The organism is Planktotalea sp. (genome assembly GCF_049680325.1).
GTDB lineage: Bacteria > Pseudomonadota > Alphaproteobacteria > Rhodobacterales > Rhodobacteraceae > Planktotalea.
This window is the reverse complement of the sequence record NZ_JBAUHO010000140.1, coordinates 1-11,628: the sequence shown is the minus strand read 5'-3', so window position 1 is coordinate 11,628 and position 11,628 is coordinate 1. Positions and strand designations below refer to the sequence as shown.

Below are 11,628 nucleotides of genomic sequence, written 5' to 3'. Positions count from 1 at the left end.
GGTATCTGTTGTCGCTGAGGGCGCAATGCCTGTCGCGGATGCCGGTGCAAGCGTTTCCGAGCTTACCGCTTGTGGCGCTGGTAGCGTCGAGCCTTGCAACGCAGCGTCGCGCGCTGCCTGTTGCTGCTCATACGCGTTGTAATCGCCAAAGCCGACGCCTGCGCCGCTATCAGGGATTTCAGGGCTACACGCGGCCAACGCGCCAAGCGCGAAAGCCGTCAGGATAATGCGTTTCATTTTGAGACTGCCTCGTATGTTTTGCGCGCTCTTACCACCATTTGGCAGGTTTTGCTACAAACCCTGCCGCTTGCTCTAGCGCATAGGCGGTATTCAGCAAATCGCCCTCTTCCCATGGCTTGCCGATCAACTGCAATGCAAGCGGTAGACCTTTGCTATCCAGCCCTGTCGGCACTGCAATGCCCGGCAGACCGGCAAGGTTCACAGTCACGGTAAACACATCGTTTAGATACATTTGTACCGGATCCGCATCCTTCATTTCGCCAAGGCCAAAGGCCGCGCTTGGGGTCGCAGGCGTCAGAATTGCATCAACGCCAGCAGCAAACACATCATCAAAGTCTTTCTTGATAAGCGCGCGAACACGGCGGGCACGGTTGTAATATGCGTCATAAAAACCGGCACTTAGAACATAGGTTCCGATCATGACACGGCGCTGAACCTCCTGCCCAAAACCCTGCGCGCGTGACTTTTCGTACATTTCAGTGATGCCGTCACCTGCTTCAAGCTTGGCGCGGTGCCCATAGCGCACGCCGTCGTAACGCGCGAGGTTGGACGACGCTTCAGCAGGAGCAATCACATAATAGGCCGGCAAGGCATATTTCGTATGCGGCAGCGAGATATCAACAATCTTCGCGCCCGCGGCTTTCAGCATTGCTGTGCCGTCGGCCCAAAGTTTTTCGATCTCATCGGGCATGCCGTCCATATGGTATTCTTTGGGGATACCGATGGTCTTGCCTTTGATGTCGCCCGTCAGCATCGCTTCGAAATTCGGCACAGGCAGATTGGCGCTGGTGCTGTCCTTTGCATCATAAGAACACATCGCTTCCAGCATGATCGCCGCATCGCGCACGTCTTTGGTCATTGGACCCGCCTGATCGAGCGAGGAAGCAAAGGCCACAACGCCCCACCGCGAGCAACGCCCGTAGGTCGGTTTGATCCCAGTAATGCCCGTGAAAGCGGCAGGCTGGCGGATAGAGCCGCCGGTATCTGTGCCCGTCGCTGCAAGGCAAAGGTCCGCCGCAACCGCAGAAGCAGAGCCACCGGAAGAGCCGCCCGGCGTGAGCTGGGCGTCATCATTGCCGCGACGCCATGGGTTGACCGCATTGCCATAGGTCGAAGTCTCGTTAGACGAGCCCATGGCAAATTCATCCATGTTCAACTTGCCCAGCATGACCGCGCCGGCGTCAAACAGGTTCTGGGTGATCGTGCTTTCATACTCGGGCTTGAAGCCCTCAAGAATGGCAGAGGCCGCCTGAGACGGCACACCTTTGGTGCAGAACAAATCCTTGATGCCAATTGGCAAGCCGCACATGTCAGGGGCATCGCCCGCGCCGATACGCGCGTCAGCGGCTTTAGCCTGCTCCAATGCGATTTCCGGCGTGTGGTGCACAAACGCATTCAAAGCGCCCGCGCCTTCGATCGCTTTCAGGAAAGTTTCGGTCAGCTCGACGGATGTTGTCTCGCCCTTGCGCAGCGCATCGCGCGCGCCTGCCAGCGTCATTTTGCTAAGATCAGACATTATTCAACCACCTTCGGAACCGCGAAAAACCCTTCACGCGCATCGGGCGCATTGGCCAGCACTTTTTCCTGCTGGGAACCATCCGTCACTTCGTCTTGACGGCGATATAGTTTTTGCGGCGTGACGGACGTCATTGGCTCAACGCCTTCAACGTCAACTTCATTCAACTGCTCGATAAAGCCAAGGATATTGCTGAATTCTTCCGCCAAGGCCGGCAGCGCGTCCGGCTCGACCTTGATACGGGCGAGTTTCGCCACACGCGCGGCAGTTTCTACATCAATGGACATCGGCAATTCTCCGGCTTTAACCTGTTGCGCTAGCGTTTAGCGCCCGCGCGCGCCGCTCGCAAGGGCACTCAGGTTCCCTCTTTTCATATCGCTCGCACATGTTAGCCTCTGACACAGCAATCAGGAGGCACCACATGAAAATTATCCCCCTTGGCCACTCCGGCTTTCGCATCGAGATCGAGGATCAGATCCTGCTCATTGATCCTTGGCTGACGGGGTGCCCCGTCTTCCCGGAAGAGCGCCGCGCAGAGGCGATTGAGGGTGCGAGCCATGTCCTCATCAGCCACGCCCACTTCGATCATTGCGCAGATGGTTTCGCGATTGCCAAGGAACGCGATATCCCCGCTGTCGGGATTTACGATCATATGGGCTATATGGAAGGCAAGATGGGTATCAAGACCGTCGGCTTTAACAAGGGCGGCACCGTAATGCTTGGCAAGGTCAGCGTGACTATGGTCACCGCGGCCCATTCCAGCACGTTTAACAGTGACGACGGACCTATGTATGCAGGCACCGAAAGCGGATTTATGATTTCGGGCGAAGGTCACACGATCTATTTCAGTGGCGACACCGATGTGATGATGGATATGGAGCTTTTTGAGGACCTGCATCACCCTGACATTGGCATTCTTTGCGCAGGCGGACATTTCACAATGGATATGAAACGTGCCGCTTATGCAGCCAAACGCTTCTTCAACTTCAAAACGGTAATCCCGTGCCACTACAACACCTTCCCCGTGTTGGAGCAAAGTGTCCAAGCGATGGTTGAGGCTGTGCCAAATGCCAACGTTATCGAGCCGGAAGTCCTGGTTCCAATCGATATCTAGATCTGGAACGGTGCCTTCAACCTTTCAGATCAAAGCCAAGGCCCTGCCAGCGATCATTTCCCGTCAATTGGCGTTGCAGGATATGATGTGGCCGGCCCTGCTGCGACGCAGGCTAGATATCCTTGAGCAATCGAAGGGCATCATAAATCGCTGCATGCGTATTGCGCGCCGACACCGCATCGCCGATGCGGAACAGTTGGAACATGCCAGCCTCATTGCGCTGCAGGGTTTGTGATGCACCCGCCGTCAGCGCAGCGTAGTCTACCTCGCCAAGATTGGAGGATGCCGGTTTCAGATCGAAATAGAGCTCATCCAGCGGCATGGTGCCGTAGTTCACCACGACCTGATCGACCTCGATCCCATAGGTATGATCGCTGTAGTCGGTGCCGATCGTTGCCCTAAGCGTGTTGCCGCTACGCGCAACCCCCGTCAGACGACGCGTGAGCGTAAAGGTCACGTCCTTATTCTGAAGCGAGCGCATGTAAGGGACAAGGTTCATCGCCATGACATCGGGCGAAAACGTGCGATCCGGCGTCATGATCTCGACGGATGCCCCTGCATTCGCGGCGATTTCTGCTGCTTGCAGGGCGGGATGGTCGCCGCTTTCATCATAGATCAGAACCTTGCCCGCAGGTTTCACATCGCCAGAGATAATGTCCCATGCGGATACGATATGTGCCTGCTCGCCGCGTTTTTCAAACAGCTCCAAGTTCGGCACACCGCCCGTCGCGACGATCACCACATCAGGGTGAAGCGCCATGACATCTCCGGCTTCGGCCCAAGTGTTAAAGTGGAACGTCACATCGCGCGCTGCACATTGGGCCATGCGCCAGTCAATGATCCCGATCATCTCGCGCCGGCGCGGGGATTGCGACGTCAGCAGGACCTGCCCGCCAGGCTGTGCAGCGGCCTCAAACACACTGACGTCATGACCGCGCTCTGCCGCAACGCGCGCGGCCTCCAGACCTGCGGGGCCAGCCCCTACAATCACTACTTTTTTCTTGATTGCCGCGACGGGAATATCATGCGGCATTGTCAGTTCGCGGCCCGTGGCAGCGTTATGCGTACAAAGCGCCTCGCCCGCTTGATAGATGCGATCAAGGCAGTAGGTCGCGCCAACGCAGGGACGAATGTCCTCCTCGCGCCCTTCAATGATCTTCCGCACGATATGGGGATCGGCCATATGCGCGCGGGTCATCCCGACCATATCAAGCAAGCCTGCCTGCACTGCATGACGTGCGCTCGCCACATCGGGGATGCGCGCTGCGTGGAAGGTCGGCATGCCTGTGGCGCGGCGCACCTCCCCCGCAAAATCGAGATGCGGCGCGGATTTCATCCCTTGTACAGGGATCACATCGGTCATCGCAGGATCAGTGTGGATGCGCCCTTTGATTACGTTCAGGAAATCCACCTGCCCCGTATCGGCAAGCCGCTTGGATATCTCCAAACCTTCTTCTGGCGTTATGCCGCCTTTTTGCGCTTCATCCGCTGTGTAGCGCAGGCCGACAATGAATTCTGCGCCGACACGCTTGCGGATCGCCGCGAGCACATCCATCGGAAACCGCATGCGATTTTCCAAGGTGTCTGCCCCGTACGGGCCGACCAGGTCATTGGTCAGGGGTGACCAGAACTGATCGAGCAAATGGCCGTAAACCTGCAATTCGATACCGTCCATTCCGCCCGCTTGCATCCGTTCCGCTGCATCGGCGAAATCGGTGATGATCCGGTCAATATCCCAATCTTCTATCAGCTTCGGGAACGCATGATGCGCAGGTTCGCGATGCTTGGACGAGGACACAGAGGGCAGCCAATCGCCCTTGTTCCAGCTGGTGCGTCGCCCCAAATGCGTCAATTGGATCATCACGGCGCAGCCATGTTCATGCACCGCATCCGTCAGGTTCTGTATCCATGGGACAACCTCGTCCTTATAGGCGAGGATATTGTTGAACACGGGCGGGCTATCGCGGCTTACGGCGGCAGAGCCTGCTGTCATCGCCAGCGCAACCCCCGCCTTGGCGCGCTCGGCATGGTAGGCCGCATAGCGTTCTTTGGGCATGCCATCATGTGGATAGGCAGGTTCATGGCTGGTCGTCATGATCCGATTGCGCAGGGTCAGGTGTTTGAGCTGGAAGGGTTGTAGCAGTGGATCCTTGGACATGGGGCTTCCTTACGCGTCAATGCCTGACATCAGTGTCGGGCCAAGCCTTTTCCAGAATTGACACTCCGTCAAGTTGTTTGGAACGCCATTATGGACAAGCGCTTAGCCCCGAAAACAACGCCAGCCGGACGACAGGAACGACCCCCCCTATCCGCTTTTCATCAGGTGACTTAGGCGCGCGGTTCACGTTAGGATGACAGAATGATAACTGACATCGAAACCTATTTTGCGGATGGATGCGGGCGCTGCAAACACTTTGCAAGCGCGGATTGCTCGGCGCGCAAGTATTCAAAGGCGCTCGCGCTGCTGCGCGATATCTGCCTTGAACTCTCTCTTACGGAATGCGTGAAATGGGGTCACCCCTGCTATGTTCACGGCGCTCGTAATATCGCGATTCTGGGGGCCTTTCGCAATGATGTACGGCTAACGTTCTTCAATGGATCGCTTCTGAAAGATCCCGAAAACATTCTCGAAAAACGCGGCCCGAATACGCAACAATCCGACATTCTCAAGTTCACCGATGCGGCCCAGATCAAACAGCTTGCGCCTGTTATTCGCAGTTATTTGCAAGAGGCAATTACCTATGCCAAAGCGGGAATCAAACCTGTAAAAGCCGCCTTTGACGTGACCCTACCAGACGAATTGATTGATGCCATGGATGCCGATCCAGAGCTGGCTGATGCATTTGAGCGCCTGACGCCCGGGCGGCAGCGCAGCTATGTGATACATCTGGCATCGGCGAAGAAACCAGAAACGCGCGTTGCTCGGATCAATAGCTTTCGCGGCAAAATACTTGCTGGCAAAGGCGCAAACGAGCGCGAATAGCTTTTCGGACAAAGCGCAATTCGAGGAAAGATAAATGAACGCTGCACATTTTGCGCCCTACGAGGCTTTGGCGGGGAAACTTATAGGCTACGCCATCCCCAACAGTTACGACGGTGCCCATGACATCGCCCATATCACCCGCGTCTGGGCAAATGCGCGCGCCATTGCGCAAGTTGAGGGCGGCGACATGGAAATCCTGCTTGCTGCGACGCTCTTGCATGATTGTATCAGTGTTGAAAAGGACAGCCCGGATCGCGCGCGCGCCTCTAGCTTGGCCGCGCAAAAGGCACGTGACTACCTTGCGCCGCTCGCGTGGGACGTCGCCAAAGTGGATGCCGTTTGTCATGCCATCGAAGCACATAGTTTTTCTGCCAATATCCAGCCAATGACCCTAGAGGCGCGCATTTTGCAGGACGCTGATCGTCTTGATGCCATTGGTTTGATCGGCGTTGCGCGTTGTTTTTATGTCGCGGGCCGCATGGGCAGTGCGCTATATGATCCCGGTGATCCGCGTGCCGCGCGCCGCCGCCTTGATGATCGCGCCTTCGCGCTAGATCACTTCGAGACCAAGCTTCTCACCCTCAGCGCCGGATTTCAAACGCGCGAAGGCCAGCGCATCGCGGCGCAGCGCCATGACCAGCTGCTGGGTTTTCGCGACGCGTTTCTGGATCAGATTGCAGGGTAGAAAACAAAAAGACCCTCGCCGCACTCACGCAGGCGAGGGCCTCACTATGCCACTGGGGAGATCAGCGGCGGTCGAAAACTATTCCGCGGCCGTTGCCGAGGGATTATTCGGATGGGTGGTCCAGTTGGCGTACTCTGCCTCCACCACTTTGCCCGTGCGCGGATCAACCGTGCCTGGCTGCATTGCATCCATGGTAATGCAGTTTTCCACAGGGCACACGTTCACGCAGAGATTGCAGGCAACGCATTCGTCGTTTTTAACGCTAAACTTACGGTCATCTGACATTTCGATTGCCTGATGTGACGTATCTTCACAGGCCGCAAAGCAGCGCCCACAGGAAATGCAAAGATCCTGGTCAATCACCGCTTTGGCGATGTAGTTCAGATTGAGATACTGCCAGTCGGTCGTATTTGGCACGGCCATACCAACAAATTGCGATGTATTGGTGTAGCCCTTCTCATCCATCCATTGACTGAGGCCCGAAATCATCTCTTGCACGATCTTGAAGCCATAGGTCATGGCCGCCGTGCAGACCTGCACATTGCCACAGCCAAGCGCCATGAACTCGGCCGCATCACGCCATGTGGTAACCCCGCCAATGCCAGAGATAGGCAGGCCTTTGGTCGCCTCTGCGCGCGCGATTTCCGAAACCATAGACATCGCAATCGGTTTGACCGCGGGGCCGCAATAGCCCCCGTGTGTGCCCTTGCCGTCGATAGAGGGCTCGGGGCTCATCGTGTCCAGATTGACCGCCGTGATAGAATTGATCGTGTTAATCAGGCTAACCGCATCCGCGCCGCCCGCCTTTGCCGCCGCCGCAGGTTTGCGCACATCGGTGATATTGGGTGTCAGCTTTACGATCACGGGCTTTGAGTAATATTGCTTGCACCAGCGCGTCACCATTTCGATGTATTCAGGGACCTGCCCGACTGCTGCGCCCATGCCGCGTTCGGACATGCCGTGCGGGCAACCGAAGTTCAGCTCGATCCCGTCCGCGCCTGTGTCCTCAACGAGCGGCAAAATCGCTTTCCACGCCTCTTCTTCGCAAGGCACCATCAGTGAAACAATGATTGCGCGATCAGGGTAGTCCGCCTTGACGCGCTTGATCTCTTCCAGGTTGGTATAAAGATCGCGGTCGGTAATCAGCTCGATGTTGTTCAGACCCAGCAAACGGCGGTCCGCTCCCCAGATCGCACCGTATCGAGGCCCGTTCACATTGACGACGGGCGGCCCTTCAGAGCCAAGCGTCTTCCAGACAACGCCGCCCCAACCTGCCTCGAACGCGCGGCGTACATTGTATTCTTTGTCCGTAGGCGGCGCCGAGGCCAGCCAGAACGGGTTCGGGCTTTTGATGCCTAGAAAATCTGTCGTGAGATCGGCCATGCTATGCGCCTCCCATCAATGTGATATGAATATCCATCGCCGCATCGCGCCCTTCGGCAACGGCTGTCACTGTCAAATCGTCACCGCCCGTGGCGCAATCGCCCCCGGCCCAAACGCCTTTGACAGTGGTTGCGCCGGTCTCGCTCACCTTGATCTTGCCTCCGTCCAGCTCGGGTAGGCTCTCGCCCACCAAGGTCTGACCAATTGCACGAAATACCTGATCGGCAGCCAAACGCACCTTCTGGCCCGTCGGTTTCAGATCATCGTCAGTGTATTCGAATTCGATCTCTCGCACAGCGCCATTGCCATGCACCGCAACGGGAGAGGCGTTGGTAATAATCCGAACACCCTTGGAAGCTGCTAGATCCTGCTCGAACACGCTCGCATTCATGCGCGTGCGGGAGCGGCGGTACACTAACGTCACATTGAGCGCGCCGAGCAGCTTGGCTTGCACCGCTGCATCCACTGCCGTCATACCGCCTCCAATAACAACCACATCGCGTCCAATGGACAGCGCACTCAAATCTTTGGCTTGTCGCAAGTCAGCGATAAAATCGACCGCATCACTCACGCCATCCTTGTCATCGCCATCAATGCCAAGCCCGTTCACGCCGCCAAGCCCGACCCCGAGGAAAATCGCATCGAAATCCCCCTGAAGCTCTTTCAGCGTAACATCACGCCCGAAAGCAACGCCGCGGTTTACCTTGATGCCACCAATGCCCAGCAGCCAGTCCACTTCGCGCGCCGCAAAGTCGTTCGTGCATTTGTAGGCAGCAATCCCATATTCGTTCAGCCCGCCGGGCTTGTCGTTGGCATCGAAGATCACAACCTCATGCCCCAACATTGCAGAGCGATGGGCGCAGGCCAGACCGGCAGGCCCCGCCCCGATCACCGCTACGCGCTTGCCCGTTGAAGGCGCACGTTCAAAAGGATGCGCGCCTTTCTCCATCAGGGTATCTGTCGCATAGCGCTGAAGCTGTCCGATAAGAACCGGTTTGCCTTCCGCAACCTCGCGCACACAAACCTCTTCGCAGAGCGTTTCTGTGGGGCAAACCCGCGCGCACATGCCACCCAGTATGTTCTGGGTCAGAATGGTTTTCGCCGCCGCCTCCGGCGTGCCCGTCGCGATCTGCCGAATGAAAAGCGGAATGTCGATGTCCGTCGGACAGGCCGTCATGCAAGGCGCATCATGGCAAAAATAACAGCGATCGGCGGCGACCAGTGCCTCATGCGCGTCCAGAGGCGCGTGCAAATCCGAAAAGTTCTGTTTGTACTCATCAGGGTTCAAGCGCCCCGAGCGTACCCCATCTGCGAGCATATCCGCTGGCATCGCGCTCTCCTGTCAGTTTGACCTTTTGATTAGGTTTGCAGGGATTTGAAATTTTATCAACTGGTAAAATTATGGATGCCTGAAATTTACGCATTCGTGCTTTCGCTTGCTGCGCCGCGCAGAGGGCGGTAACCAAGGGAAAGAGGTCCAACATGAAGAAACAAGATATGAATCGCGACTGGATTGCGACTGCGCAAACGCTCTCATCTGCGCTCCCTTATTTGCAGCGCTATGAAGGCGCGACAGTCGTTATCAAACTGGGTGGCCACGCCATGGGCAGTGATGCTGGCATGGACAGCTTTGCGCGCGATGTGGTGCTGATGCAGCAGGTCGGGGTGAACCCTGTTATCGTGCATGGTGGCGGGCCAATGATTAACGCAATGCTGGAACGGCTTGATATTCAATCAGAATTCGTGAACGGCAAGCGCGTCACCGATGCGGCTACGGTCGAAGTGGTCGAAATGGTTCTCTCGGGCCGGGTCAACAAACGCATCGTTCAGGCGATTAATGCTCAGGGTGGAAAAGCGGTCGGGCTTTCGGGCAAGGATGCCAATCTTATGGTCTGCGATCAAACCGATCCTGATCTTGGCTTTGTCGGCACACCGTCTGAAATGAACCCTGAATTCCTACGTGGCCTTGCACGCGATAACGTTATTCCCGTAATCGCCCCGATCGGAACAGGGCGCGACGGGGAAACCTTCAACGTAAATGGCGACACTGCTGCTGGCGCAATTGCCGCAAGCCTTAAAGCCGATCGCCTGTTGCTGCTTACAGACGTGGCTGGCGTTAAGGACGGCACGGGCCAAGTTGTCACAGAACTCAGCGCCGCCCAAATCCGTGCGATGACCGTCGATGGCACTATTGCGGGCGGGATGATCCCAAAAACAGAAACCGCATTGGACGCAATCGAGGGCGGTGTGCGCGCTGTCGTTATTCTGGATGGCCGCGCGCCAAACGCTTGCTTGCTTGAACTTTATACAGAGCACGGCGCCGGCTCTCTTATTCGCGGTTAGTCATATCCGTGACGGGCGCGGCAAAGGCCACATTGGAACACCTCACAAAGGCCGTTCATGCCGAACAGCTTGAGATACTCGGCCTGTTGCACGAAGACGCAGAAACCATCGTTCTGCTCGGCCCGCGCGAACCTGACTTTTGGGGACATGTCAGCGCCAGCCGCGAATTTGCTGACGGGCGGCCCGATCCGCTGGATCGCTGGTCCAAGCGCGCGCTAAAGCCGATTGCCGAAACCTTCGCTGGCATAGCGGTGTTCCCGTCTGACGGTCCACCCTACCCTCCCTTCATATCTTGGGCGCTGGCGAGCAATCGCGCGTGGGTGTCTCCGGTTGGTATGTTGGTACATGATCTGGCAGGCCTATTCGTTTCCTACCGCGCCGCACTGCACCTGCCTGTCCTTTTGCCAATCCCGCCATCAGGCCGTTCTCCTTGCACCGATTGTGCCCAACCATGTCGCACGGCTTGTCCGGTCGATGCTTTGAGACAGGACGCCTATGATGTGCCTTTGTGCAAAACCCACATTGGCCGGATCGACAGCGCAGATTGCGGTGCCCAAGGCTGCGCCGCGCGGCGTGCTTGTCCAGTTTCAAAGGCCTATGGGCGCAAACCCGCACAATCCGCTTTTCACATGCGCGCATTTTTGGGAGAGTAATGTATGAGTAAAACGCTAATCGTCATGCGCCACGCAAAATCCAGTTGGGACCATCTTGGCGCGGATATCGAACGCCCGTTGAACGAGCGCGGACGCGCTTCTGCGTCGGCTTTGGGCGAATGGCTGCGCGCACAGAACCTTTTGCCAGATGAAATGTTGGTCTCCAGCGCACAGCGCACTCAAGAAACCGCAGCACTGCTTAAACTCGCAGCTCCAATAACTTTGCACGAGCCACTCTATATGTCCTCCTCAGATGTGCTGATGAAATACGTTCAGCGCGCTCAAGGCGAAACAGTTCTCGTGCTCGCTCATAACCCGGGTATCGGAGATTTTGCAGAACGCCTTGCAAAAGCCGCACCCGGTCATCCGCGTTTTTTCGACTACCCCACAGGTGCAACAACCGCCTTCACATGCAATGTCGAAAACTGGTCAGAGCTCACGTTCGGGGCAAACGACATTAGCCGCTTCATCACGCCGCGCGACTTAATTTAAACCGTTTCCTCTCTCCCCAAATATCCCGGGGAGTCTCAGCTTGCTGAGACGGGGCAGAGCCCCTTAAACAAAAAAGACAGGCCCGAAGGCCTGCCCTTATCGCTTGGAATGCGTGATATTACGCAAGTTGCGTTTTCGATCAGTGACCCAAAATCTGGCTCAAGAACAACTGCGTGCGCTCTGATTGCGGGTTGTTGAAGAACGCTTCGGGTTCATTCT

The 11,628-nt window shown here is 56.8% G+C and carries 11 protein-coding genes and 2 pseudogenes; 6 read left to right on the top strand and 7 right to left on the bottom strand.

Annotation, left to right across the window (positions count from 1 at the left end; translation table 11 throughout):
• The 3 genes and pseudogenes from WBC85_RS06290 to gatC all read right to left on the bottom strand — a co-directional run.
• Window positions 1-237: pseudogene (locus tag WBC85_RS06290) on the bottom strand (hypothetical protein); the annotation flags it as partial.
• 31 nt (window positions 238-268) lie between these two features.
• Complete coding sequence (gene gatA / locus WBC85_RS06285; protein WP_424434080.1) at window positions 269-1,756, bottom strand: Asp-tRNA(Asn)/Glu-tRNA(Gln) amidotransferase subunit GatA; 1,488 nt, start codon at window positions 1,754-1,756, stop codon at window positions 269-271.
• Window positions 1,756-2,043 (bottom strand): Asp-tRNA(Asn)/Glu-tRNA(Gln) amidotransferase subunit GatC, encoded by a 288-nt coding sequence (gene gatC, locus WBC85_RS06280; RefSeq protein ID WP_424434078.1) that lies wholly within the window; start codon window positions 2,041-2,043, stop codon window positions 1,756-1,758. The genes gatA and gatC overlap by 1 nt, the downstream gene beginning before the upstream one ends.
• Window positions 2,044-2,177: 134 nt before the next feature.
• On the opposite strand from gatC, the gene WBC85_RS06275 reads away from it, so the two are divergent.
• Window positions 2,178-2,870 (top strand): metal-dependent hydrolase, encoded by a 693-nt coding sequence (locus WBC85_RS06275; protein WP_424434076.1) that lies wholly within the window; start codon window positions 2,178-2,180, stop codon window positions 2,868-2,870.
• A gap of 112 nt (window positions 2,871-2,982) precedes the next feature.
• On the opposite strand, the gene WBC85_RS06270 is transcribed toward WBC85_RS06275, so the two are convergent.
• Complete coding sequence (locus tag WBC85_RS06270; RefSeq protein WP_424434074.1) at window positions 2,983-5,028, bottom strand: FAD-dependent oxidoreductase; 2,046 nt, start codon at window positions 5,026-5,028, stop codon at window positions 2,983-2,985.
• Between the two features lie 201 nt (window positions 5,029-5,229).
• On the opposite strand from WBC85_RS06270, the gene WBC85_RS06265 reads away from it, so the two are divergent.
• Both WBC85_RS06265 and WBC85_RS06260 read left to right on the top strand, forming a co-directional pair.
• A complete protein-coding gene (locus WBC85_RS06265) occupies window positions 5,230-5,853 on the top strand; it encodes a YdeI/OmpD-associated family protein (protein ID WP_424434072.1) in 624 nt (207 codons plus the stop codon).
• Between the two features lie 34 nt (window positions 5,854-5,887).
• On the top strand, window positions 5,888-6,538 hold the full coding sequence (locus tag WBC85_RS06260; RefSeq protein WP_424434070.1) for an HD domain-containing protein: 651 nt from the start codon (window positions 5,888-5,890) through the stop codon (window positions 6,536-6,538).
• A gap of 78 nt (window positions 6,539-6,616) precedes the next feature.
• Here WBC85_RS06260 and preA read toward each other — a convergent pair whose 3' ends face one another.
• Window positions 6,617-7,921 (bottom strand): NAD-dependent dihydropyrimidine dehydrogenase subunit PreA, encoded by a 1,305-nt coding sequence (gene preA / locus WBC85_RS06255; protein WP_424434068.1) that lies wholly within the window; start codon window positions 7,919-7,921, stop codon window positions 6,617-6,619.
• 1 nt (window position 7,922) lies between these two features.
• Complete coding sequence (locus WBC85_RS06250) at window positions 7,923-9,251, bottom strand: NAD(P)-dependent oxidoreductase (RefSeq protein WP_424434066.1); 1,329 nt, start codon at window positions 9,249-9,251, stop codon at window positions 7,923-7,925.
• 152 nt (window positions 9,252-9,403) lie between these two features.
• Between WBC85_RS06250 and argB the strand changes: the two genes are divergently transcribed.
• From argB to WBC85_RS06235, 3 genes are read left to right on the top strand one after another with little or no spacing between them, the layout of a single operon-like run.
• Complete coding sequence (gene argB, locus WBC85_RS06245) at window positions 9,404-10,264, top strand: acetylglutamate kinase (RefSeq protein ID WP_424434064.1); 861 nt, start codon at window positions 9,404-9,406, stop codon at window positions 10,262-10,264.
• 32 nt (window positions 10,265-10,296) lie between these two features.
• The gene (locus WBC85_RS06240; RefSeq protein WP_424434062.1) at window positions 10,297-10,917 is read left to right on the top strand and encodes a ferredoxin; all 621 of its coding nucleotides are present in this window, start codon (window positions 10,297-10,299) and stop codon (window positions 10,915-10,917) included.
• 3 nt (window positions 10,918-10,920) lie between these two features.
• Window positions 10,921-11,409 (top strand): SixA phosphatase family protein, encoded by a 489-nt coding sequence (locus WBC85_RS06235; protein WP_424434060.1) that lies wholly within the window; start codon window positions 10,921-10,923, stop codon window positions 11,407-11,409.
• Window positions 11,410-11,548: 139 nt separating this feature from the next.
• Here the strand turns inward: WBC85_RS06235 and WBC85_RS06230 are convergent.
• A pseudogene (locus WBC85_RS06230) lies at window positions 11,549-11,628 on the bottom strand (amino acid ABC transporter ATP-binding protein); the annotation flags it as partial.

Bases quoted from the DNA above. Each gene is read 5' to 3' on its own strand.
- gatC (WP_424434078.1), bottom strand. From the start codon at position 2,043: ATGTCCATTGATGTAGAAACTGCCGCGCGTGTGGCGAAACTCGCCCGT.
- WBC85_RS06265 (WP_424434072.1), top strand. From the start codon at position 5,230: ATGATAACTGACATCGAAACCTATTTTGCGGATGGATGCGGGCGCTGC.
- WBC85_RS06270 (WP_424434074.1), bottom strand. From the start codon at position 5,028: ATGTCCAAGGATCCACTGCTACAACCCTTCCAGCTCAAACACCTGACC.
- WBC85_RS06250 (WP_424434066.1), bottom strand. From the start codon at position 9,251: ATGCCAGCGGATATGCTCGCAGATGGGGTACGCTCGGGGCGCTTGAAC.
- WBC85_RS06260 (WP_424434070.1), top strand. From the start codon at position 5,888: ATGAACGCTGCACATTTTGCGCCCTACGAGGCTTTGGCGGGGAAACTT.
- WBC85_RS06275 (WP_424434076.1), top strand. From the start codon at position 2,178: ATGAAAATTATCCCCCTTGGCCACTCCGGCTTTCGCATCGAGATCGAG.
- argB (WP_424434064.1), top strand. From the start codon at position 9,404: ATGAAGAAACAAGATATGAATCGCGACTGGATTGCGACTGCGCAAACG.
- preA (WP_424434068.1), bottom strand. From the start codon at position 7,921: ATGGCCGATCTCACGACAGATTTTCTAGGCATCAAAAGCCCGAACCCG.
- gatA (WP_424434080.1), bottom strand. From the start codon at position 1,756: ATGTCTGATCTTAGCAAAATGACGCTGGCAGGCGCGCGCGATGCGCTG.
- WBC85_RS06235 (WP_424434060.1), top strand. From the start codon at position 10,921: ATGAGTAAAACGCTAATCGTCATGCGCCACGCAAAATCCAGTTGGGAC.